This is a genomic window from Dokdonia sp. PRO95, assembly GCF_000355805.1.
Taxonomy (GTDB): domain Bacteria; phylum Bacteroidota; class Bacteroidia; order Flavobacteriales; family Flavobacteriaceae; genus Dokdonia.
The window spans coordinates 2,962,506-2,987,225 of sequence record NZ_CM001837.1; the positions used below are offsets into that span (position 1 = coordinate 2,962,506).

Here is a 24,720-nt window from a genome sequence, read left to right on the forward strand (position 1 = left end):
AAGAAGTAATGAAGAATGATTACTTCTTCTTAGGAGGCATCGGTCCACGCTTGTGTATCACTAGACCGTTTAAAAAATTACGTAAAAACTGGTCACCACATTCCATGTACTTCGGGTGATCTGGTTTTCTAAAAATAGCTCCTAATTCGCTCTTAGAAACTTGGAATTCTACGAGCTTACATATCTCAATTATTTCATCATCGCGCAATTGAAGCGCTACACGTAATTTTTTAAAGATATCATTGTTTGTAAGAGCCATGCTTGTCGGTTTTGAGCGCAAGTTACGAGATTAGGCAGACAATCTTTATGATCTATGTGACCTAATTTGGATAAAAAGCTGCTTTTACGATTAAATTTTAGCTTGTTAATCGTCTATATGATAGGGATTAGATGAGTTCTGGCTTTCGCGAAAGCGTACGAAAAACAATTTTAAAACAATTAGCCACAATTAATAGTTTCTGCATTAAATAACTGTAAATTTGTAACTTAACATATTTAAATTATTATAATGCACAAAGGAACAGTAAAATTCTTCAACGACACTAAAGGTTTTGGATTTATCAATGAAGAAGAAGCAAACCAAGAGCACTTCGTACACGTAACAGGACTTATCGACGAGGTAAGAGAAGGTGACGCTGTTGAGTTTGAATTAAAAGAAGGTAAAAAAGGATTAAATGCAGTAAACGTCAGAGTAATTGACTAAGCACATATAACTTTTTAGTTCACTTTTATGAACTTGCAATGCCAGTCTCACGACTGGCATTTTTTTTGTTCAATTATATAGTACTTTTGTAGCTCTATGGAAGAAAGAAAACAAACCCGCATAAATAAATATCTAAGTGAAGTAGGTTACTGCTCCCGCCGCGCTGCCGATAAATTAATTGAGCAAGGACGTGTGACCATAAATGGCAAAATCCCAGAAATGGGTACAAAAATCACTCAAGGTGACGAAGTGCGTGTAAATGGCCAACTTATCTCTGCCACCACAGAAAAACCCGTTTACATAGCGTTTAATAAGCCTGTGGGTATTGTTTGCACAACTGATACACGTGTAGAGAAAGATAATATTATTGATTATATTAATTACCCTAGTCGCATTTTTCCAATAGGTAGACTAGACAAACCTTCTGAGGGGCTTATATTTCTTACTGATGATGGCGATATTGTAAATAAAATATTGCGCGCTCGCAATAACCACGAGAAGGAATATGAAGTGTGGGTAGATAAGCCTATCACACCCTCGTTTATACAGCAAATGGGCAACGGTGTACCTATACTAGACACGGTAACCCGCACTTGTCATGTGGAGCAGTTAAGTAGATTTTCTTTTAAAATTATACTCACACAAGGTCTTAACAGGCAAATACGTAGAATGTGTGAAGCACTAGATTATGAAGTTACTCGCTTAAAGCGAAATAGAATAATGAATATATCCTTAGATGTAGAAGAAGGAAAATGGCGCTATATCACTGACGAGGAAATGGCCGAAATACATAGACTCGTAGCAGACTCTGCTAAAACTCATGCCGAAAAAAATCCAGAACCTAAATTTAAGAATCTAAGAAGTTCTAGAAACAGATAATTTGTAAATGATGCTTTCGCGAAAGCGTTATCGTAAAAGTAAAAAGGCAAAGAATAATATTCTTTGCCTTTGTTGTAATACAACTTAATTTTCTTTCTTTGCTCTCTGGAGCGCTTCGTCTTTTGCTTCTTTTATCGCAAGTTTAGACGGATCTCTATGCACTCCGTTACCTATAGAAATGGGTTGCGGATCATCTCTTACGATGCGTGCATCGATCTCTTTTTCGCGCTCAGATTTGTTGGTTTCTTTTTCTTTCCTTTTCATAACTTAAAGATACTTTGAGAAAGCTATAAGAATGGTTAACAAGTCGTTAATCTTAGTTAAGCTTATTTTAATTCAAAACTTACAGAGATTTTTGTAGTGATTGTAAGCTCTCCTGGAGCGATGGTCTCCCCTCCTGCGGCGTTATCCATCTCCATAGACATCATTCTAGCCTTGTACATAGGTGGTTGTGGTGAAGCACTACCTTGCTCACTTATTTGTACTGCTTTACCTATAGTTTGACCTAAAGCACCAGCATATGCAGTGGCCTTATCTTTGGCATTTTTGATTGCTTTCACACGAGCATCTGCCTTGAGAGCATCCATCTGTGAAGAGGTAAACTGTACGTTATCTATACGATTAATACCAGAATTAAGAAGTCCTGCCATTACACCTTCATACATCTTTAACTCCTTGAGTTTTATGGTAAGTGTTTGGTTTGCATTATAGTTGTAGGTCTTACTGTTATAATCATAGTTTTTATTAAGGTTTATGTATTCTGTTTGTACATACTTACTATCTATACCTTGACTACGTAAGAACTTTATAACATTATCTATAGCTTGATCGTTTTCTGCTTTTACTTGTTTTGCTTCCTTTCCTTGATTTTCTACGCGCACGCGTATGTTTACACCGTCTGGCACTACCTTAACAATTCCTTCACCGGTAACGTTTACTAGGGGTTGCATTGTGTTGTTTTGAGCAGATATAGACATTGTGATTAATAGAATTAATGCGGTTATATATTTCATAATTATTGGTTTTTTGTTTCTCTCAATATAAAAAACAATAAAAGAGGTTTCCTTAAATCTTTCCTAATTTAAAAAGAATAAAGAAAGCAATAATAGGTAAAGCTAGGGCAATAACTATTAAAAGTCGCTCTTCTAGAAGTATAGGCGCAGAGATAATTGCAATTACATATCCAGCAATAGCTCCCCCAAAATGGGCATCGTGCCCTATATTATCATTACGCTTCACCATACCATAAATAGAGTAAATCATATACCCCACCCCAAATACCCAACCTGGCATAAAGTAAATTTCTAACCTTGGATTGAGAAGTATCCCAGCATACACTACCCCCATTACTGCGCCACTAGCTCCTACTGCAGAGTAGTGATACTCATCTTTATGTAGAAAATAAGAAAGTAAATTTCCTAATAGTAAACTAGAAACATACACAAGTAAAAATCTAGGTACGCCTATAGTGTAGATAACAGCATTTGCAAAGAAATATAGCGTGAGCATATTAAATAATAAGTGCTGCGTGTTTGCGTGTAAAAAGGCAGAAGATACCATACGTACTTGCTCTCCTCTACGTATAGCTCCTACGTTAAATTTATATTTCTCAAACATTGAGTAGTTTTTAAAACCACTCATAGAGAATAGGACATTTGCTAAGATAATTGCAATTGTAACTGGATGTAAATCCGCCATAAATACTAAGTTTTACTTGTAAAGATAGCTATATTTGTGAGATTAATATCTTAACTATATCTGAATGAAAGCTATTGTTTTCTGGTTGTTTTATCCGCTATTATGGCTCATCTCCATACTCCCTTTTAAAGGGCTTTATCTGCTTTCAGATTTCTGTTATTTCGTTATTTATAAAGTTATAGGCTATCGTAAGAAAGTAGTGAGATATAACCTAAAGACTACCTTCCCAGAAAAATCTGAAGAAGAACTCCATACCATAGAACGTAAATTTTATAGCCATCTCTGTGATATGTTTCTAGAGATGATAAAATCTATGAATATAAAAAAGGAGGATCTTCTTGAACGTTACCAATTTTCTAACAAGGAACTCATTACAAAATATGATAAGGAAGGACAAAGCTCACTCCTTATGATGGGACACTACGCAAGTTATGAGTGGATATTTGCACTACAACTATCTATGGAAAATCCGGGCTACGGAGTTTATAAAAAGATAAAACACAAACAGTTTGATAACCTCATACGCAAGATACGTAGTAGATGGAACACCTATCTTATAGATTCTAAGGATACAATGCGCTTTATAAGAAAAAATGAGAGTGAGAATAAAACAGGTTGTTACGGCTTTGTAGCAGACCAATCGCCTAGATTTCACCGTGCTCGCTACTGGACACAATTTTTAGGTCACGAGTTACCTTTCTTTACTGGGGTAGAACGTATTGCAAAAGAGTTTAAACTACCCGTATTTTATTACGGTACAGAAAAGATAAAACGTGGCTACTACAAAGGATCTTTCCAACTCATTACACCAGATGGTTCTCAAACCGAAGATGGCGAGATTATGACAAATTATGCCGCCGCCCTAGAAGCTCAAATACGTAAAAATCCAGAGTATTACCTCTGGACTCATAAACGTTTTAAACTTTTAGGCAAAAAGGAGGAAGTCCTTTCTGAGATAAATAAGTCTAAGAAATAGTATTAAAATTCAAACCAAGAGTCTATAGCAGTACTACGACTCAAAGAGGTTGCCTTATCGTCTTTATGTAAGTACTCATTTGAGTAAGGTTGGTATATATAATCTTGAGACCAGTCTTTATGGTGTAAGGCTAGTTCTTTTATACACGCGCATACATAAGCTATTTCCTCATTTGTGATGGTAGGGTGAATCGACATACGTATCCATCCTGGCTTTTGTATTAAGTTACCCGCATCTATCTCACAAGCGAGCGAGTTTGATGTTTTTTGATCTACATTGAGTAAATAATGCCCATAAGTTCCTGCGCAGCTACAACCGCCCCTAGTTTGTATCCCAAAACGGTCATTGAGTAATTTGACTGCTAGATTAAAGTGCAACTCTTCTATATAAAAAGAAATAACACCTAGTCTATCCTTATGATCACCTGCAAGAATTTTTACGTTTTCTACCGTTTCTAGCTCATTCCAAATGATGTCTATAAGTTCGTGCTCACGAGCGAGTATATTATCTACACCCATCTCTTCTTTTACTTTAATTGATAAGGCTGTACGTATGGTTTGCAAGAAACCCGGAGTACCCCCATCTTCACGCTCTTCTATATTATCTATATACTTATGCTCACCCCAAGGGTTTGTCCACGATACGGTGCCTCCTCCTGGGTTATCTGGTACCACGTTTTTATATAAATCTTTATTAAAGATTAAAACTCCAGAAGAGCCTGGACCTCCTAAAAACTTGTGTGGAGAGAAGAAAATAGCGTCTAGGCGCTCTTCTTTATTCTCTGGATGCATATCAATATGCACATAAGGCGCACTACACGCAAAGTCTACAAAACATAAACCACCGTGAGCGTGCATAAGTCTCGCCACATCGTGATATGGTGTCTGTATACCTGTTACATTACTACAAGCAGTAATAGATGCTATTTTAAAAGGGTGATCTTCATATTTGAGTAGTTCTTGTTCAAACATCTGTATACAAAAGCGTCCATCTTCTTTTGCAGGCACGACCACTACTGTTGCCGTGGTCTCTAGCCACGTAGTTTGATTACTGTGATGCTCCATATGTGTTACAAAAACAATAGGTTTTATCTCTGCAGGTACTTCTGTAAATTTCTTTATGTTTTCTGGCACTTTTAGTCCAAGTATGCGCTGAAATTTATTGATCATACCTGTCATACCATTACCACCCACTATGAGTACATCATTCTCATCTGCATTTACGTGCTCTTTTATGATGTGCTTTGCTTTATGATAGCTCATTGTCATAGCAGTACCTGAGACGGTCGTCTCTGTATGGGTATTTGCTACGTAGGGACCAAAGTCGCGCAACATCTTCTCCTCTATGGGACCATATAACCTTCCTGAGGCGGTCCAGTCTGTGTATAAAAGCTGCTTTGTTCCGTATGGAGATTGAAAACTTTGGTTAATACCAATGATGTTTTCGCGAAAGCGTGAAAAGTAATTCTCTAGTTTACCGCTAGGCTTAGTAGACTTTAATGTATTCATAATCAAAACTTTAGGATGTAAATTTATTAAAAAAGTCTACAAAAAAGGAGCGCCGTGGCGCTCCTTTTTAAAATTGTATAAACATAAATTTTAATCTCTTACAACAAATTCATAAGTTCCAACTTTTAATGAGTCGACATTTTTTCGTCTTATATCATATACGATGACCTGTGATCCACGAGATGTTTTTTGAATTAGAGACAAACCTCTTCCATCGATTTTATTACCTTTTATAAGAATTGATGGACGCTTGTCTACTCGTAATTTAAAATCTAATACTTCGTTTTCAGATTCCTCAGTATCTATTTTAAATTTTGACAAGTCCTCCTTACTCATAAGCCTAATGGCTTGTCTACTTTCTTTTTTATTAGAAAGATTGTTTTGTGAAAAGACATTCATAGAACAGAGTAAAAAAACAAGAGAAAATATTATGCGATAATTAATCATTATAATGTGGATTTAAAATAAAACAAAATTGATTTCAGGATTTTACTACTGTCAATGATTATATTCCTGCAACTTCCTTTATAGTAGCAATCATATCATTTGCAACTTGGTCTGCTTCGGCTTGTGTGCTTGCCTCTGTGTAAATACGTATAATAGGTTCTGTATTAGACTTACGTAAGTGTACCCAGTGATTTTCAAAATCTACTTTTACACCATCTACCGTAGACACGTCTTCATTTGCATATTTGGCAGCCATCTTTTCTAGTAATGCATCTACGTCAAGACCTGGTGTGAGCTGGATCTTTTGCTTACTCATAAAGTATGGAGGATAACTAGCTTTGAGTTCGCTCACAGAGATTTTAAGCTTTGCAAGGTGTGTAAGGAAAAGCGCCGTACCTACCAGGCTATCACGACCGTAGTGCGATGCTGGGTAGATAATTCCACCATTTCCTTCTCCGCCTATTACAGCGTTTTGGTCCTTCATAGTTTGTACTACGTTTACCTCTCCTACCGCACTTGCAAAGTATTCTCCGCCGTGTTTTCTTGTGATATCACGTAGCGCACGTGATGAAGATAAGTTTGACACCGTATTACCCTTAGTCTCTCCTAGTACATAATCTGCACAAGCAACGAGGGTATACTCTTCTCCAAACATTTCACCCTTATCATCTATAAAAGCAAGACGGTCTACATCTGGATCTACTACGATACCAAAATCTGCATTCTCATCTACCACCATCTTACAGATGTCACCTAGGTGCTCCTTAAGGGGTTCTGGATTGTGAGGAAACTCCCCGTTAGGAGTACAGTATAATTTTACTGCCTCTACGCCTAGCTCTTCTAGTAATCTTGGTATGGCAATACCTCCCGTAGAGTTTACACCATCTACCACTACTTTGAACTTAGCATCCTTAATAGCGTTTACATCTACAAGCTCAAGGTTTTTTACCTCTTCTATATGCAAATCTATGTAGGCATCATTTTTTGTGATTTTACCCAGATCATCTACCTCTGCAAAGGTAAAATCTTCATTATCTGCATAATTTAAAATTTTCTCCCCTTCTACTCCATTAAGAAACTCACCCTTACTGTTTAATAGTTTAAGCGCGTTCCATTGTTTTGGGTTATGCGAGGCAGTGAGTATGATACCACCATCTGCGTGTTCCATAGGTACGGCAACTTCTACCGTAGGTGTGGTAGAGAGGCCAAGGTCTATAATATGGATTCCCATACCCACGAGCGTGTTCATCACAAGCTCTTGTATCATAGATCCAGATATACGTGCATCACGCCCTACTACTACTCTGTAGGTTTCTTTATTACGATCATTTTTGAGCCACGCACCGTATGCTGCAGCAAATTTTACTGCATCTACTGGTGTAAGGTTTTCACCCGTGCGACCTCCTATGGTACCACGTATTCCTGATATAGATTTTATTAATGTCATATGTAAATTTTGAGTACGCTTTCGCGAAAGCGTAATTAATCTTCGTTTTTTTGATTGTTAAACAAAAGTACTAAAACACATACGTACCAGCCTAACAAGAATGCATTGCTTCACAATGCCTCATAAAATCTTTGAACAGGTTAATTTTTCCTATTAACTTCACCACTATGAATTTTCTCGCACACATTTACCTTACCGATGGCTTACCTATGGAAACTATAGGCAACTTTATGGCAGATGGTATAAAAGGTAAAAAGTACCTCAAGTATAGTGATGATATACAGCGAGGTATACTCGTGCATCGCTGGATAGATAGCTACACAGATAGTCACCCTATTGTAAAGCAGAGTACAAAACGCCTGCACGCAAAGTATGGTCACTACTCTGGTGTGATAGTAGATATTATTTATGATCACTTTCTAGCCAAAAACTGGAACAACTATCACGATACAGCGCTAGATGTGTACATAGTTAACTTTTACCAGCTACTACAGGACCATCACCACTTGCTCACGGGTCGCATACAGAAAATGATGATCCCTATGATGGAGCAAAACTGGCTCCTCAGCTATGCAACTATGGAAGGCATAGGCACTGTGCTTTACAATATGAACATACGCACAAAACGCCGCGTAGCGATGGATAAAGCCATAGAAGACCTTGCCGAACATTATGAAGCCTTTGAAGATGAGTTCACACGGTTCTTTAAAGAATTACAAGCCTTTGTTGCATTAAAACTAGAAGAGCTTTAAGTTTATGATTTGGGGATTGTTATTCATACTGATTCTGTTATATTTAATCCTGTGGAACTCTAAAGTCACATTTTTAAAAATGCGCAATGCAAGCAAGCCCTTAACCGCAAAAGTTGTTGAGTATAGAAATGAGAAAGGGCCTATGAGAAATGATTATACATTGTTACCATATCCTTATGTGTCTATTAATGATAATACATCTGAATTAAGAAAGCTGAAATACGCAAGTAGCAATTCAAAACCATTTGAAATAAACGATGAAATTACTGTCTTTTGGTTTTCAGGTACACTCTATTATTGGGGTTCATTTGACAGAGGTATTTATAAATATCTACCAGGACAAATTAAATTTTAATATCCATTACAAATCCAACCTATGAAGTATTTACTCTTACTCTGCATTCCCCTATTATTTATAAACTGTAAGACAGAAGCGCCTGCTCCTGCGCCCGTACAGGGACTTATTGCTCAGGAAGCTATGGTTGTTTCGGCGAGAGAAGAGGCTTCACGCATAGGCGTTGAGATTATGAAGAAAGGTGGTAACGTTTTTGACGCAATGATTGCTACAGATATGGCGCTCAATGTGACATACCCGTTTGCCGGCAGTCTAGGTGGTGGTGGTTTTCTAGTATACCGTACTAAAGATGGTGATATAGGAGCGCTAGACTATCGCGAGATGGCACCCGGTGCGGCTACAAGTGATATGTACCTAGATGAAGACGGTAATGTGATACCAGGTTTAAGCACAGAGGGAAGTCTTGCTGTGGGCGTGCCAGGTGGACTTGCAGGTATGTTTGCCGTGCACGAGAAGTTTGGCTCACTACCTATGGAGACCATTCTCAAGCCCGTAATTGACCTTGCTCGCAATGGGTATGTGATTACAGAAAACCAAGCAGGAAGGTTTGGCGCTTTACAAGATAAATTTAAAGAGCTTAACGGAGATAGTATTATTTATGTAAACGCTTTCGCGAAAGCGGACACCCTTAAAAACGAAGCCCTCGCACAAACACTAGAGCGCATCGTAGCAAATGGTAAAGACGAGTTTTACAAAGGTGAGACGGGCCAAAAACTGGTAGACTTCTTACAATCTAAAGGTGGGATTATCACAATGGAAGATCTTGCAGCATACGAAGCAAAGTGGCGCACACCGGTAACCTTTGAGTATGATAACTTAAAAATGATCTCTATGAGTCCGCCTAGTTCTGGTGGAGTTTGTTTATCACAAATTATGCAGATGATAGAACCGTATGACATCTCACAATATGATCACAACAGCGTGGAGAGTATACAACTACTTACAGAGGCAGAGCGTCGCGCGTATGCAGATAGAAGTTTTTACCTAGGAGACCCAGATTTTGTAAACATCCCTATAGATACACTCATCTCTGATGTGTATGCAAAAAACAGAATGGAAACCTTCTCTTGGGACACCGCTACAAAGTCTAGCGATATGACACACGGTGCCTTGCCAGGTTATGAGAGTATGGAAACAACGCACTACAGCGCGGTAGACCAATATGGTAATGCCATTGCAGTAACAACCACGCTTAATGGTGCTTATGGATCTAAGTTATATGCGAGTGATATAGGCTTCTTTTTAAACAATGAGATGGATGACTTCTCTAGTAAACCAGGAGTGCCTAATATGTTTGGCCTTATAGGCGCCGAGGCAAATAAAATTGAGCCAGGCAAGCGTATGCTGTCTAGTATGACTCCTACCCTAGTAGAAAAAGATGGCGAGTTCTGGATGACCGTAGGTACGCCTGGAGGATCTACCATTATTACCTCTGTGTTACAAACGGTGCTTAATGTACACGAGTTTGGGATGACAATGCAGGAGGCGGTAAACGCACCACGTTTTCACCATCAGTGGTTACCAGATGTGGTATTATTTGAACCTAACAGCTTTGATCCAGCCATCATAAACGGACTACAAGAAAAGGGTTATGAAACCAACGAGGAACGCTCTCCCGTAATAGGTAAAGTAGACGGTATTTTAGTCCTCCCTAATGGTACTCTAGAAGGCGGCGCAGATAGACGTGGTGATGATACTGCAGTAGGGTTTTAGGGGGTATTTAAATATGAAGTTTGTTTGCAATATCTTATTTCTTGTCATAGCAGCTTCTGCCTCTGCTCAGAAAGTTGTTAATTATGAAGATATTCTTATTGAAATAAAAAGTTCTAAACGTACTTTATGTATGAATTTGATAATTCCAACTGAAGATTTTTCTATTGGAATTTATACTGAAGATTGGGAAGTTGAGGACTTAACAATGGAACAATGTGGCGATATAAAGACAGATTCAATTAAGAATTCAAAACTTATCTATCTATTAGAATCAGAGCAATATTTAGAAAACTTATACTTAAATATTGAAAATAACACCTACGAAAATATAAGGTCATTTGATACATTCAACTGGAATGATTCAAAAATGATTTTGAATCTGATATTGTATAAAGAGTCGAAAGAATTTTATGATATATTTATTCCTATTAAGAGTAAAAAGCAATCTAAAAAACTAATTAGATCAATTTCCAAACTATTCAAAAATGACTATTGTTTCAAAAAATTGAAACGCAATTTATAAAGCAATAAAGTGTTGCTATTTATTTAGAATTAAAAATTTTATCGTTTATCCAAAATAGCAATTCCGCTTTCGCGAAAGCATTATCTAATACAACTAAGTGTAAATTAAAACATCAATTAAAAAACAAAAACATAGGCGCACGATCAGTCTCGACAGCTTCTAAGATCTTGCCACCAATAGTCTAAAAACACTCTTAATTGAAAGTCAAACGACCATATCTGAAAGGAAAATCTGTTTTTATAGTTTCATTACTTGTAATAGGAACTACAATTCTGACTGTCTATCTTACTGGAGTAAATTACCATCGGAGCCTGACTTACAATCTTTATTTGTCACTTGGAATTATAGCTGCAGCTCTATTTCTGTTTATGACTTATGGACTTTACACTGGAATCGGACTAATTGATAATTTTCCAAAATTTAGAAGTTTTAAAAAATTTAAAAATGGAAATTTCATTCCCCATAACGACCTAGGGCCAACAATGGAATTACCGTCAGTGGAAGATGGAATCGGAGGACTTATTTTATCAATTCTGTTGTGGATTGCGATGTCAATTTTGTTTGTAATTTTACTAGTAGTTTTCGAAGTCGTTTTTTGGTTTTCCTTATTTATAATTTTGGCAATGCTATATTGGATTTTTTTTAGAGCATTAAAATTTGTTTTTAATAAATCAAAAGAAACAAAAGGAAATATGGGAATTTCAGCAATTTACTCGCTGACTTATACGCTGCTCTATGTTGGTTGGATTTTCGGGATTGTTTATCTGACTGAAATAATGAAATAGTACCAGTTAGTAATAAAGTGTTGAATCAAAATCACAGCTATTTCGACAACATTCAACACAAGGTTCTAAGCCCATTTCGATTAAAAATTTTCACTATATAATCTTCCTGGTCTCACATTTTCGCGAAAGCGTAGTTTATCAAATACCATCTACAACAAACCCATATAATTCCCGTTACTAGTCTTAAGAATTAAGCGCTGTAAACATTAACAGTTTGGGATGGAATTAACAGTAATACTAGCTATCTTTGGCAGCCTTTTTGTATACTTAGTTTGAACTATAAATACATAGAATTTTATGAAATATATCACGCTTATAGTGTGCGTTATAATGTCTTCTGTACTTAGTGCTCAGGAGCTTCCTATACAGATGGACTCTGTAGAGCCTCTTGAGACTCATACGAGTCCTATATTGAGAGAGCTTTTAATACAAGAGATTAATAAAAACTCAAAATGGAAAAATCTAGTAAAGTCTAATAGAATGTCTATAGGCGTTGTAGATATGTCCAACTTAGAGAATATAGAGTATGCTGGTATCAATGATGAGTTTATGATGTATGCCGCAAGTTTACCTAAGATTGCCATACTTCTTGCCGCGATGGATGCTATAGAAAATGGCGAACTACAAGACTCTAGAGAAATACGTAAGGATATGCGACTTATGATAAGTAAGTCTAATAACGCTGCCTCTACTCGTATGATAGACCGTGTGGGCTACGATAAAATAGAACAAGTACTGCGCAGTGACCAGCTCAAACTGTATGATGAAGAAGTAGGTGGTGGTTTATGGGTAGGCAAGAGATATGCCGCTGGCGGAAAACGTAACCCAGACCCTATGAAGGGATTAAGTCACGCGGCTACAGCTAGACAGGTATGTAGTTTTTACTACCAGCTTGCAATGGGTAATCTTGTAAGTACAGAAAAGTCTGAAGAGATGCTGGATATTATGAAAGACCCGGCGCTACACCACAAATTTGTAAACACGCTAGATAAAATTGCTCCTAAGGCAGATATCTACAGGAAGTCTGGATCTTGGAAGAATTGGCACTCTGACTCTGTATTGGTATGGGGACCTGAGCGCAAGTATATACTAGTGGCTCTTATAGAAGATGCACAGGGTGAGCAAATTGTAAGAGATTTAGTAATTCCTTTAGAAAAAGCAATGAAAAAATCACGAGCTTTAGCCTATAACTAGGAAACCTCATTATAAACGCAATGAATGCTTAAAAGTCTTTACAAGAAAGCCTTTGATATAAGAGATGGTGAGATCACCATCTCTTTTTTTATGCAGCTGTACATCTTTCTGGTGATTACAGTGCTACTTATTGTAAAGCCCACTGTAAACGCATTATTTCTATCTGCTCTTGGTGCGGAGCGATTGCCTTACGGGTATCTACTTGTTGCGGCTGTGGCTATTTTAAGTTCTTACTTTTACAACAAAGCTCTAAAACGATATTCTTTTAAAAAGGTCGCTACGATAACCTTATGCGCTTTTGGCTTCTTTTTTATGTTGCTTTCTGTCGCCTTGCATTATAAATTTCTTGAGGTCTGGCTACTTTACTATTACTACGTTCTCATATCCTTGTTTGCCGTGGTGGTTACCTCACAATTCTGGATACTGGCAAATATGGTTTATAATGCCAGAGAGGCAAAGAGACTCTTTGGTTTTATAGGCTCTGGCGCTATTGCTGGTGGAATTTTTGGTGGGTACTTAACAACCTTAATTTCGGCGGCTTTTGGGAATAAAACGTCTATTCTTATTGCTGGGATTCTCATTTTATGCTGTGTGCCTATACTCTACCGTATTTGGAATTTAAGGTTACGCACGCTTTCTATGTACACGAGAAAGAAAGAGATACACCAAGTGTCTAACCCAGATCGTAATGCTTTTCAAATCATCTTAAAATCTAAGCATTTACTGTATTTGGCATCTATTATCGGGATAAGTGTGCTGGTGGCAAAGCTGGTAGATTTTCAATTCAGTGATTTTGCGCACAAGGCCATTCCAGACTCAGATGAGCTTGCTTCTTTTTTAGGATTCTGGTTTTCTTCCTTTAATGTGGTGGCTTTACTCATACAGCTTTTTGTTACCAATAGAGTCTTAAGCTATCTAGGCGTAACCTCAACAATGCTTATACTACCACTAGGTATTGCCTTAGGCTCCCTCCTATTTCTTACGGTTCCTGAGCTTTGGGTACTTATTATTATAAAAGGGCTAGACGGTAGTTTTAAGCAGTCTATAAATAAAGCAGCTGCAGAGCTTTCTATTTTACCCATACCGTATGCTATAAAAAATCAAGCAAAATCATTTATAGATATTGTGGTAGATAGTGTAGCCACAGGTATTGCTGGATTTCTGCTCATTTTTGTAATCAAGGGTATGGAACTAGACACCAAGTTTGTGACCATTCTTACTATCTTTTTCTTGTTTATATGGCTCTTGTTAATCTACAAGCTAAGAGATGCCTACTTTGATTCGTTTAGGTCCAACCTCAAGAGTTTACTGCTCAATAAAGATGAGTCCAAACGAAACTTCAGAAAAGAACGCACCATCGCTACTGCAAGACATATTTTACAAAATGGTGAAGAAAGCGAGATTCTCACTCTATTATCTAGATTATCATCGGCTCGGCTTAATCCCTTAAAAAAGCAAATAGTAGCACTTTTAGACCATCCTTCTAATGCTATAAAAATAGCGGCTATTGAGGAGTTGTATTATTATAAAGAAGGTACTGCATTACATAAAATCAAAGCCCTCCTTCATACTAGCGACAGCGCACTCATAATAGCCACATTACAGTATTTACTACATCACACCAAAATAGACGATCAAGAATTATTTACAACCTATCTAGATCATCCAGAAAAGCCCATTGCAAATGCCGCCCTGTTATGCCTGGCACAAGATGCACGCCTCAATACAAATCTTGGAAAGCAGTTTAATTTAAGAGACCGTATCGCGACTCAAATAGAACGACTAGGCACACCTGAAGGTCTAGAAAATGTTGCCGAAACTTCTGACCTGCTTCTTAGCATTGCCTACTCTGGACTTAACGAGTTTTACTACTTTATCTCTATTCATTTTAGCAATAAAAATAAAAAGGTAGCAAAGAAAGCTATTGAAGCTGCAGGCATTACCACAGACCCACTCTTTGTAGGGAATCTTCTCCAGTTTCTAGAAAATAAAAAACTACGTAAAGCAGCCATAAAGAGCCTTACTCAATATGGGCCAGAGATTACTAAAACACTTCTCAGGCTAGAAAATGAAGATGCTTTTAGTCTAGACATAAAAAGAAATCTACCTAAGGTTATAGCAACATTTAACTCTCAAAATGCAGTAAGAATCTTATTCAAATTTTTAGGTAGTAACAACCTCATCGTACGTAAAAATGCCTCAAAGTCATTACTAAAACTAAGTAGTAAAAACCCGTCGCTTACTATTGATAAGCGCAAAATCTCTAGATACATATTACTAGAGAGCAACTACTACCAAAGCACGCTTAACGCCCTTGCTACCTTCACAAAACTTGTAAACAATCCGCCAGCAGACTCACCAGAGGAAGCTAAAGAAACAGATGTTTTACTCGCCCGTGAAGCCATAGTTCTCATTTTAAGAGAACAAGTAGATCAAAGTCTACATAGCATCTTTACACTATTAAGTATACGTTACAATCAAGAAGATATAAGTGCTGCGTTTTTGGGTATTAAAAGTAAAGATGATACAGCGAGAATCAACGCCATAGAGTTTTTAGACAACCTCTTACATATCAAACTTAAAAATAAGATCCTGCCATTGCTCGAAGTACATATTATTGACACAGATGTTGATAATCTACATTCTCAAGAAATGGTAGAACAAACAGAATTTGATGCAGTGCGAAGCCTTATACGTAATCGCAGCAGACAGATGAACATCGCTATGCTCCACCTTATTGAGATACTAGAAGACACAAAGTATATTGCCATTACTCAATCTTTTACAAAGCATAAAAACACAAACATTGCAAAACTTGCTACGCGTGTATCTACAAGTCTACAACTGGTAAAACAGCAACAAAAGTAAAACGCCTTCTAGTAACAACTAGAAGGCGTTTTAATAGAACTGTAAATGATTTTTATGTGGGATTTACCACCTTATCAATACTACTTGCTAGGTACATATGCGCACCTGCAGAGTTTTTATTAAGTACGTTAGTCATTAGGCATACAATGTATTTTTTACCATTAGGCTGCTCCACAATAATCACTGAGTTCATATAGTTAAACACATTACCCGCATAGTCACTACAGTTAGGGTTTTTCTCTCGATCGCATTTATAAAACGAACCAGACTTAAAGTACACCGCCGCATCATCTAGTCTATTAGAGTGTGCATAGCGTATACGTCTGTCAGTCATATATAATAATCGCTTCATCTCAAGCGAGCTTTCTTCATCTATTACATTTCCTTGCTCTAGCGCTACTAGAAATTTCATAAGTCCTTTAGGAGTCCCTATACTTCCACCCTCACGACCTACATACTTACCAGCAGGACGTGTAAACATCCCTCCTAGTCTCCAGTCGTCTTCTGTAATTCCTAGATCTCTTAATGGCTGATTCACCACTCGGTTTGCTTGACTCGTTAGGGAGTCTCTATCGGTCTCTACAAAGTAATTTTCTGCTTCTTCTTCGGTGAGGTCTGCATACTTTCGTCCAAAGGCATCTAGCAACATTGTCTCTCTATACAGCACACTCGCAGCTCCGTTATTACTCACAGAGACCATATGATCTGCCCACTCATACAGCGAGAACTCATCACTAGCAACCACTTGTCGCTTTATTAACTTATCACTGTCTATATCATACACAGGTATCGTGTGGTGATCTCCTGTTCCCCAGTATCGAGCCTTCACTCGTTTATTACACATAAGCCCCGTACGCAACTCAAAGTTATCTGGATATACCTCTGCAAGTTCTGTAAAGAAGCCGTTAAGGACAGCAATTTTACCCACACTTCCTGGCTGGTATCCTACATTTTCTCTGTGAGCCGCATATTTTAAACTATCTGGATTAGTCATATCAAGTACCGCAAGTGAGTAGTTCCCGCCGGGTGTAATTCTCGCAATCTTTCTAGCAAAATCATTGTCTTCTACAAGTATTGCTCCAAGAGAATCACGCTTTCGCGAAAGCAAATTGAGCTTAATATCCTCTAGTTTTAAGTAAGCGCCATTAGGAATACGCTTGTTTGCAATACTATCCATCTCCATTTTCTGAAGTCGGTACAATCGTTTTATACCCGTCGTATCATAGCCGTCTATAGGATAAAGCATCGCTACAAATAAAGTAGATAAAGCGATGAATGTTAGTGTGATATATGTTTTCATTAGTTTATAGGTGCGTCAAGCGTTATTAAAAAGTCTTTGTCAATTTTTGGTGAGATTGCCTCAAGATATTCTGAGGACTTTGCCGTTTTATTTTCTACAAATGGTCGTATCTGGAACAACCATAGTTTGTCATTTTCAAAACCAAGCTCCACATCATATGCCCCATTATAGTCAGAACCTGTCATTTCTGGTAATCGTCTTCTTATAGACTGGGCAATGTCGCGTATATCCTTTATGTTTTTCTCATTGAGAATCTCTTCGTCAAAGGTTGCGATGTTTCTCTTCACACCTCCCGTTGCTGGCAGTCTAATAAAATCTGCCTGTCTCGCTGGCGACAGTAAGCGCGCATCTGTAGCGGTAACAAGTCTAGTTTCGGCGGCTTGTCCATCTACTGCTCCTCCTGCCCCACGGCTAAAGGCAATAGTAAGATCCTCATCTGTACCTTGATTAATACCCTTTGTAATCATCACACCGCTATACTCGACATCTACCGAAGGAATGATAAGTATAGAAGGAAACACATTTTCTGGATTACTTAGATACTGCTGGCGCCATTTAAAACTACGCTCCGTATATGGAGAAGCCCACACATCTTTAATTCCTTTTAAGATTTTATCCTCATCAAGAATATTAAAAAGCGTCAAGTTCAATCCTGCTCCCGTAAATTCTTCAAGGTCTTCCATATTTGTATCACTACGCAAGAATACGGGAGTTTTACCCATAGGCGATTTAAAGACTTTTTGGAAATCTGCACGCAGGCTATTTACAAATGACGGCTTGAGCGTCATCATATTTATAGCCTCTCGTAATCGCTTCAACTCTTGCAGTTGGAATGTCTCTATCTCTTTTGATGACGCGCCGTTACTTTTCATTTGTTCCGCTTTCGCGAAAGCGTTATTTAAAAACTCCCAGTAAGAACCCTCATAATTGGTCATTTTTTGATCCATATGATCCTTAAAAATGCCGAAAGGAATAACAAGACCTTCTACCACCTGCTCAGGGAACATCTTCTTGAGCTGACCAAGGTTTGCCGCCTTAGGGCCTACTAGTTTTCCAGACGCGCTTGCATCAAGATCACGCATATTTATGATGTCCTTCTTATCGAGCGCAATCCTCTCTACAGGCACGGTCACCTGACTTGTAGAACGTTGCTTCTTTGAGAATAACTCACGCTCCTCATCTGTAATATCGTCCTCGCCTTTTATGATAACACTTCCTTTATTTGAAACAGCATAGAAGACCTTCTTACCGCTATACTTACTTAAATCTTGAAGATTTTCTTGGGATAATGCCGCATTAGGGATTCCTAAATTACGAGCAAGTAACTGCACGTGTGAAACCAGATTACCTTCTGATACCGTCATAATACCAGCCACAGGCTTGAGATCTGATGGCGGTTTTTCAAAGACGTATATCTTCTCTGTATCCACTTCTATACCTTCTGGAGAACCTTCTATAACAACAAGTTCACCGTAGGCATACCCAGGATTTAATCCTCTCATAGAAGACTGTCCATCTATATCCATTACCTTATTTTCAAGCCCAGAATGCTTTGCAATAAATGCCCCTAGCGTACTCACACTCTCACCTAAATCTAATGCGACAGAAGATCGCACGCGGTCATCTATAAAACCATAAGCCTTAGGCTCAAAAGTTGCGTAGGTATCAACTACTTCTTGATACTTTGCCTTTACTTGTGAGGCGCTCCACTCTACAACTCCTCTAGCTGTCGCAAGGAAATCGTTAAGCTGCTCGACACTCTTGTCATTGTGGTAACTATCTGCTTGTAAATACGGCTCTACTGCTGCCCACTCATTTAGCTCAATAAGTCCTGTACCTGTTGCTGCATATGAAAGAGTTTGTATTTTATAAAGTAGCTCCTTTAATGTTTCTGGTTGCCACTCTTGTGTCTTTAGGAGTAATATATCTTCCAGCTCATTAGATAAATCTAGCATCGCAAGGCGATCACTAGATCTGGATAAGGAAAGTACGTCTTGACGTATATAACAGAGTACATCTGCAATTTCTGGCACAAGTGTTTGCGCAGAGGTATCCTGAGCAGCTTTTTCTAAAAACGTGCTAATGCGTTCTGTTAGATCATTTTTTACAGAGATAGCGTTTACTTGACTATGTAGTTCCTTAAAATTGATAGGTGTATAAAATTCGGCGAGCATTTTTTCTAGTTGGTCAAACTGCTTTTTCACTTCATCAGAGAGGTCTCCCTTATGTTTAGCTCTAAACTCTTGAACCATCTGGATGTCACTCACACTGGGCTTGCCGTGTATTTTAATACGGGCATCCATAAATTTTGGGTAGGTCTCTGCCAGTATTTTTGACTCACTACGCATACGCTGGGCAATGTTGCTATCTCCATCGTGAGGAATATCACGTAAGGTCTGGCGTAGTAAATAGTAGTTTTGTCTAAAACGAATATCGCTACGCAATAACCACTCATAAAACTCAACGCCCCACGCCTCCTCATCTTCAGACTGTATGGCACCACGGTAAAACTGTGACTTGCGCTGCACCCATCCATTATCTACACTTGCAAGGTATCTCGCTAGTTGATATTGCTTGATGCGGCTATTATCATTTGTAACATCCCAGAAAGCAACCTTATCTGTGTTTGCAAGTATATCTGCAAAAAAGAGGTGATACTTAGTACCTAGCGTTATTAGGTCTTCACTATAACTTGCGTGCTGCACACCACCACCTATATCATCTGGACAAGGGTCACGTGCTTCTCGCATCGTACCATCTTCACAAAACCACTCTATTTTTTTATAAGGGCCTCGCGGATTTTCTTTAAAAGATTTGATATTCTTCTGTATAGTTGCTACGGGTAAGTCTTGAGCATACAGTGCACTTGCTATACAAATAGTAAGACTAGTGAGCAATAACTGGGTAATTTTCAACATGTAGTGTTGTTAGATTGGTTTGTTGCGCACTAATATAGTCGAGCCCTATTCCGATCTACTATAGATTAACGTATGTCTAAGTGATAATTAACTTAAAAATAACGATTCCAACCTGAAGCATACTCATTAGGCAGCAATAACTCTATGATAAATAGAATAGGCTTGATGTGACAATGACGTGAAGTGTTACGCTTTCGCGAAAGCGTACTTAGCTACCTCGCAATGGTAAAGATAAACTCTGTATATTTTCCAAGCTCCGACTTTACTCTTATCGTACCACCAAGATTATTTACAAGTTTCTGCACCGTAGAAAGTCCAATTCCATGGCCGCGTTCTCCATTCTTATCAAGATGTCCTACTGTACTAAAAAGAGTAAATATGCTATCAACCTTATCTTCTTCAATACCTCGACCATTATCTCTTACAGAAAATTCAAAGTGCTTAGCCGTTTGTGTGGCTTTAATATCTATTACTGTATGCTTCTTATCATTGTACTTAAGACTGTTTGCTATAAGATTTAAGAAAATCTGATCTAGTGCAGATCTGTTGCAATGTAATTCTATATTATTTTCTGGGAAATGAACTTCACATTCGTAGTTAATATTAAGAAGGTCTACAAGATCCTCAAGCATATCATTGAGCATGAATTCATGCACATCATCCTTATCATAAGCGGTACTCTCATAATGCGTAAGAATATTAGTGATATACTTACTCATAGACATAGATGACTTTTTAAGGTAGCTCAAGTAGTTTTTACCTTTTTCATCTATCTCGTCATTATATTTCTTTTTTAATATATCTGATGTAAGTATGAGGTTTGCTAGTGGCATCTTGAGGTCATGAGAAACAGTACCGGCAAAATCCTGAAGTAATGAATTATGCTTAGTTAGGTTTTCCTTGGTAGTTCTAAGTTTAGCATTTACAGATCTCAATTCAAAAAGTCGTTCTACCTGTTTCCCTAAGGTGATAAGTGCTTCTCTTTGTTCTTGATTAAGCTTATTAGGTTTATGATCTATAACACATAATGATCCCACAGCCATTTTATCTTTAGTGCGCAATGGAATTCCAGCATAAAAAATAACTGGCGCGTCACCCTTTGTAAGTGGGTTGTTTACAAATCTCAAATCCTTTGTAGCGTCAGGAATCTCAAAAATCTCATTAGGAGTTAAAATTGCATGTGCGCAAAACGAGCTATCTCGCGAAGTTTCACAAGGAGCAAATCCAACTTTTGATTTAAACCATTGCCTGTCTTCATCTACCAGAGTGACTAGGGCTACAGGAGTCTTACATATATATGCAGCTAATTTTGTGATGTAATCAAAATCTGGCTCCTGAGCTGTGTCTAGAAGGTCTAGACCATGTAAAGCTTTCATGCGCTTAAACTCATTAACTGGTGTTGCTGGTGCTATCATACTGGTAATAAATTTAAGTCGCCATTTAGGGAATTGTATTTGCTGGCTCAGTAGACAAAGATAATGGCTTCCTCTTAACAGGTGAACGTTTATAGATTATCATTTTGACTGTATTGAACAGACTGAGACGATATAATAACATAGAATTTACAAAATTTTTGCAAAGTTGAGGTATATTACAGTCAATGTATTAGCAACTACAGAAATAAAATAATGACTAATAATCAATAAAATTCGCAAAAACTACTGTGCGTGCATAGTAAATTATTGTATATTTACAACGATTTCGGAATAAAACCATATGAATGACAAAACAATAGACTACTGTTTGAGAGCCACTTGGCAAGCAGTAATGAAAATGTATAATGAACAAGCAGCAGAGTTTGATGTAACGATGGCCGTTGGTTTTGCACTATTAAGTATAGATCCAGACCAAGGAACACCTTCTACAGCATTAGGCCCTCGTATGGGTATGGAAGCCACTTCCCTATCACGTACACTTAAGACTATGGAAGAAAAAGGCTTGATAGAACGCAAACCTAATCCAGCAGACGGACGCGGAGTTCTTATACATCTTACTCCATTTGGAAAAGAAAAAAGAGATTTCTCAAAAACAAAAGTAAAGACCTTTAATGGTGCTGTGAGAAATACTATAAGTGAAGAAAAAATCAACAACTTTTATGAAGTTATTGATACTATCAATGATTTGATTCAAAATAGAAAAGTTTTTAACCAAAAAGAAACCTTAGTAAAATAATGGCAAAACGTAGAATAAAGAAAGTAGCCGTCATCGGTAGCGGAATTATGGGAAGCGGTATCGCTTGTCATTTTGCAAATATCGGTGTAGATGTACTCTTGCTAGACATCGTACCTAGAGAACTAAATGCTAAAGAACAAGCAAATGGTCTTACACTTGAAGATAAAGTAGTGCGTAACCGTATGGTAAACGATGCACTTAAAACTGCTTTAAAAAGTAAGCCTTCTCCTATTTACAACCAGTCTTTTGCAAGTAGAATCACCACAGGAAACCTTGAGGATGATATTGCAAAAGTAAAAGACGTAGATTGGATTATAGAAGTAGTTGTAGAAAGACTTGATATTAAGAAGCAAGTTTTTGAAAACTTAGAAAAACATAGAACTCCTGGTACACTTATTACTTCAAACACTTCTGGTATTCCTATCCAGTTTATGTCTGAAGGTCGTAGTGAAGACTTCCAGAAGCACTTCTGTGGTACACACTTCTTTAACCCTGCACGTTACTTAAAATTATTTGAAATCATCCCTGGACCAAAAACAGACCAGAGCGTTCTTGATTTCTTAAATAAGTATGGTGAGCAATTTTTAGGAAAAACATCTGTAGTAGCAAAAGATACTCCAGCGTTTATAGGTAACCGTATCGGTATCTTCTCAATTATGTCATTATTCCACACCGTTAAGGAAATGGGGATGACGGTAGAAGAAGTAGATAAACTTACAGGTCCAGTTATAGGACGTCCTAAATCTGCAACCTTCCGTACGGTAGATGTTGTTGGTCTTGACACCCTTGTACATGTTGCAAACGGTATTGCAGAGAACTGCCCTAAGGACGAAAGAAAAGAATTATTTGCCTTACCAGGTTTCATCAGCACGATGATGGAGAATAAATGGTTAGGTTCAAAAACAGGTCAAGGATTCTATAAAAAGAGTGTAGATGCGACAGGACAAAAAGAAATCCTTACGCTTGACCTAGATACACTAAATTACCGCTCAGCAAAAAGAGCAAAGTTTGCAACCTTAGAGCTTACAAAGTCTATCGATAACGTGTATGATCGCTTTAAAGTGCTCGTAGGTGGTAAAGACAAGGCTGGTGAGTTTTACCGCAAGTCTTTTGCACACTTATTTGCATACGTTCAGAATCGTATTCCTGAAATTACAGATGAGCTTTACAAGATAGATGATGCTATGAAGGCTGGTTTCGGCTGGGAGCACGGACCATTCCAAATTTGGGATGCTGTAGGTGTAGAAAAAGGTATCGAACTAATGAAAGCAGAAGGTCTTGAGGTTGCCTCTTGGGTAACAGATATGACTGCTGCTGGAATTGAGACATTCTATTCTGTAAAAGATGGTGCTACGCATGTATACTCCGCTTCCGCGAAAGCGCATGTAAAAAAACCTGGTCAAGATTCATTTATCATTCTTGATAACATCAGAAAACAAACAGAAGTATTCTCAAACACGGGAGTATCTGTTCAAGATCTAGGCGACGGAATCTTAAACGTAGAGTTCCGTTCTAAGATGAACTCTATAGGAGGTGATGTACTTGCAGGAGTTAATAAGGCTATTGATATGGCCGAAAAAGATTTTGATGGTCTCGTAGTAGGTAATCAAGGTACAAACTTCTCTGTAGGAGCAAACATTGGGATGATCTTCATGTTTGCCGTAGAGCAAGAATATGATGAGCTTAATGCTGCTGTAAAGTATTTCCAAGATACATGTATGCGTTTGCGTTACTCTGCTATCCCTACGGTTGTTGCACCTCACGGTATGACACTAGGTGGTGGATGTGAGATGACACTTCATGCAGATCGCGTAGTAGCTGCTGCCGAATCTTACATAGGACTCGTTGAGTTTGGTGTAGGTGTAATACCAGGTGGTGGTGGATCTAAGGAAATGGCCTTAAGAGCATCAGATAAGTTTGATAAAGGTGATGTACAGTTAAATGTACTTCAAGAGCACTTCCTTACTATTGGTATGGCAAAAGTGTCTACCTCTGCTCATGAAGCCTATGATCTTAATATCCTTAAGCATGGTAAAGATATTGTGGTGGTAAATCGCGATCGTCAGATTGCTACAGCAAAAGCTGTTGCACGCCAGATGGCAGACCAAGGATATACTCAACCGGCAAAACGTAATGATGTACTTGTATTAGGTAAGCAAGCATTAGGAATGTTCTTAGTAGGAACAGATTCTATGGAAGCTTCTCACTACATCTCTGAGCATGACAAGAAGATTGCAAATAAACTTGCTTACGTGATGGCTGGAGGAGATCTTTCTGAGCCTACAAGAGTTTCTGAGCAGTATTTACTAGACCTAGAGCGTGAAGCGTTCTTATCACTAGCTACTGAGAGAAAATCACTAGAGCGTATCCAGCATATGTTACAAAAAGGAAAACCTTTACGTAACTAATATATAATTGCCCTTAGCCTCCCCTTTGAAGGGGAGGTTGGTGGGGATGTATAAGTTTAGATTGTATCAGCAAA

22 protein-coding genes are annotated in these 24,720 nt (G+C 38.0%); 12 read left to right on the forward strand and 10 right to left on the reverse strand.

What is annotated here, in order from left to right:
- Window positions 1-19 precede the first annotated feature (19 nt).
- Window positions 20-259, reverse strand: a complete 240-nt coding sequence (locus D017_RS13330; protein WP_035337142.1) for a DUF1456 family protein — start codon at window positions 257-259, stop codon at window positions 20-22.
- Window positions 260-508: 249 nt separating this feature from the next.
- Here D017_RS13330 and D017_RS13335 point away from each other — a divergent pair, with 249 nt between their 5' ends.
- Both D017_RS13335 and rluF read left to right on the forward strand, forming a co-directional pair.
- Window positions 509-703 (forward strand): cold shock domain-containing protein, encoded by a 195-nt coding sequence (locus tag D017_RS13335; protein ID WP_013752291.1) that lies wholly within the window; start codon window positions 509-511, stop codon window positions 701-703.
- 96 nt (window positions 704-799) lie between these two features.
- Complete coding sequence (gene rluF / locus D017_RS13340; protein ID WP_035337144.1) at window positions 800-1,582, forward strand: 23S rRNA pseudouridine(2604) synthase RluF; 783 nt, start codon at window positions 800-802, stop codon at window positions 1,580-1,582.
- Window positions 1,583-1,666: 84 nt separating this feature from the next.
- Here the strand turns inward: rluF and D017_RS13345 are convergent, their stop codons facing one another.
- The 3 genes from D017_RS13345 to D017_RS13355 all read right to left on the reverse strand — a co-directional run bounded on the left by D017_RS13345 (window position 1,667) and on the right by D017_RS13355 (window position 3,280).
- Window positions 1,667-1,846 (reverse strand): hypothetical protein, encoded by a 180-nt coding sequence (locus D017_RS13345; RefSeq protein ID WP_035337147.1) that lies wholly within the window; start codon window positions 1,844-1,846, stop codon window positions 1,667-1,669.
- A gap of 62 nt (window positions 1,847-1,908) precedes the next feature.
- On the reverse strand, window positions 1,909-2,595 hold the full coding sequence (locus tag D017_RS13350) for an SIMPL domain-containing protein (RefSeq protein ID WP_035337148.1): 687 nt from the start codon (window positions 2,593-2,595) through the stop codon (window positions 1,909-1,911).
- Between the two features lie 52 nt (window positions 2,596-2,647).
- Complete coding sequence (locus D017_RS13355; protein WP_035324710.1) at window positions 2,648-3,280, reverse strand: rhomboid family intramembrane serine protease; 633 nt, start codon at window positions 3,278-3,280, stop codon at window positions 2,648-2,650.
- Between the two features lie 64 nt (window positions 3,281-3,344).
- Between D017_RS13355 and D017_RS13360 the strand changes: the two genes are divergently transcribed.
- Complete coding sequence (locus D017_RS13360; protein ID WP_035337150.1) at window positions 3,345-4,256, forward strand: lysophospholipid acyltransferase family protein; 912 nt, start codon at window positions 3,345-3,347, stop codon at window positions 4,254-4,256.
- Window positions 4,257-4,258: 2 nt separating this feature from the next.
- Here the strand turns inward: D017_RS13360 and D017_RS13365 are convergent, their stop codons facing one another.
- The 3 genes from D017_RS13365 to glmM form a co-directional block, all read right to left on the reverse strand.
- On the reverse strand, window positions 4,259-5,764 hold the full coding sequence (locus tag D017_RS13365; protein WP_035337152.1) for an aminotransferase class V-fold PLP-dependent enzyme: 1,506 nt from the start codon (window positions 5,762-5,764) through the stop codon (window positions 4,259-4,261).
- Between the two features lie 90 nt (window positions 5,765-5,854).
- Window positions 5,855-6,163 (reverse strand): hypothetical protein, encoded by a 309-nt coding sequence (locus tag D017_RS13370; protein WP_152023905.1) that lies wholly within the window; start codon window positions 6,161-6,163, stop codon window positions 5,855-5,857.
- Between the two features lie 106 nt (window positions 6,164-6,269).
- Window positions 6,270-7,658 carry a phosphoglucosamine mutase gene (gene glmM, locus D017_RS13375; RefSeq protein ID WP_035337156.1) on the reverse strand — a complete coding sequence of 463 codons (1,389 nt, stop codon included), beginning with the start codon at window positions 7,656-7,658 and terminating at the stop codon, window positions 6,270-6,272.
- Window positions 7,659-7,825: 167 nt separating this feature from the next.
- Between glmM and D017_RS13380 the strand changes: the two genes are divergently transcribed.
- The 7 genes from D017_RS13380 (at window position 7,826) to D017_RS13410 (ending at window position 15,848) form a co-directional block, all read left to right on the forward strand.
- Complete coding sequence (locus D017_RS13380; RefSeq protein WP_035337158.1) at window positions 7,826-8,410, forward strand: acyl carrier protein phosphodiesterase; 585 nt, start codon at window positions 7,826-7,828, stop codon at window positions 8,408-8,410.
- Window positions 8,411-8,489: 79 nt separating this feature from the next.
- A complete protein-coding gene (locus tag D017_RS13385; RefSeq protein WP_152023906.1) occupies window positions 8,490-8,765 on the forward strand; it encodes a hypothetical protein in 276 nt (91 codons plus the stop codon).
- Between the two features lie 21 nt (window positions 8,766-8,786).
- A complete protein-coding gene (gene ggt / locus D017_RS13390) occupies window positions 8,787-10,478 on the forward strand; it encodes a gamma-glutamyltransferase (RefSeq protein ID WP_035337162.1) in 1,692 nt (563 codons plus the stop codon).
- A gap of 13 nt (window positions 10,479-10,491) precedes the next feature.
- Window positions 10,492-11,001 carry a hypothetical protein gene (locus D017_RS13395; protein WP_035337164.1) on the forward strand — a complete coding sequence of 170 codons (510 nt, stop codon included), beginning with the start codon at window positions 10,492-10,494 and terminating at the stop codon, window positions 10,999-11,001.
- Between the two features lie 197 nt (window positions 11,002-11,198).
- Window positions 11,199-11,786 (forward strand): hypothetical protein, encoded by a 588-nt coding sequence (locus D017_RS13400; RefSeq protein ID WP_035337165.1) that lies wholly within the window; start codon window positions 11,199-11,201, stop codon window positions 11,784-11,786.
- Between the two features lie 297 nt (window positions 11,787-12,083).
- A complete protein-coding gene (locus tag D017_RS13405) occupies window positions 12,084-12,980 on the forward strand; it encodes a serine hydrolase (protein WP_035337167.1) in 897 nt (298 codons plus the stop codon).
- A 24-nt stretch (window positions 12,981-13,004) separates the two neighbouring features.
- Window positions 13,005-15,848, forward strand: a complete 2,844-nt coding sequence (locus D017_RS13410; protein WP_035337168.1) for an Npt1/Npt2 family nucleotide transporter — start codon at window positions 13,005-13,007, stop codon at window positions 15,846-15,848.
- Between the two features lie 52 nt (window positions 15,849-15,900).
- Here the strand turns inward: D017_RS13410 and D017_RS13415 are convergent, their stop codons facing one another.
- The 3 genes from D017_RS13415 to D017_RS13425 all read right to left on the reverse strand — a co-directional run bounded on the left by D017_RS13415 (window position 15,901) and on the right by D017_RS13425 (window position 21,481).
- Window positions 15,901-17,148, reverse strand: a complete 1,248-nt coding sequence (locus tag D017_RS13415) for a serine hydrolase (protein WP_035337171.1) — start codon at window positions 17,146-17,148, stop codon at window positions 15,901-15,903.
- Window positions 17,148-20,066, reverse strand: a complete 2,919-nt coding sequence (locus D017_RS13420; protein WP_035337172.1) for a PEP/pyruvate-binding domain-containing protein — start codon at window positions 20,064-20,066, stop codon at window positions 17,148-17,150. The genes D017_RS13415 and D017_RS13420 overlap by 1 nt, the downstream gene beginning before the upstream one ends.
- Before the next feature lie 212 nt (window positions 20,067-20,278).
- Window positions 20,279-21,481: a GAF domain-containing sensor histidine kinase gene (locus tag D017_RS13425; protein ID WP_035337175.1), complete on the reverse strand. Its 1,203-nt coding sequence runs from the start codon at window positions 21,479-21,481 to the stop codon at window positions 20,279-20,281.
- A gap of 301 nt (window positions 21,482-21,782) precedes the next feature.
- Here D017_RS13425 and D017_RS13430 point away from each other — a divergent pair, with 301 nt between their 5' ends.
- The gene (locus D017_RS13430) at window positions 21,783-22,238 is read left to right on the forward strand and encodes a MarR family transcriptional regulator (protein WP_013752306.1); all 456 of its coding nucleotides are present in this window, start codon (window positions 21,783-21,785) and stop codon (window positions 22,236-22,238) included.
- A complete protein-coding gene (locus D017_RS13435) occupies window positions 22,238-24,646 on the forward strand; it encodes a 3-hydroxyacyl-CoA dehydrogenase/enoyl-CoA hydratase family protein (protein WP_035337177.1) in 2,409 nt (802 codons plus the stop codon). Before D017_RS13430 ends, D017_RS13435 begins: the two co-directional genes overlap by 1 nt.
- The last annotated feature ends 74 nt before the right edge of the window (window positions 24,647-24,720 follow it).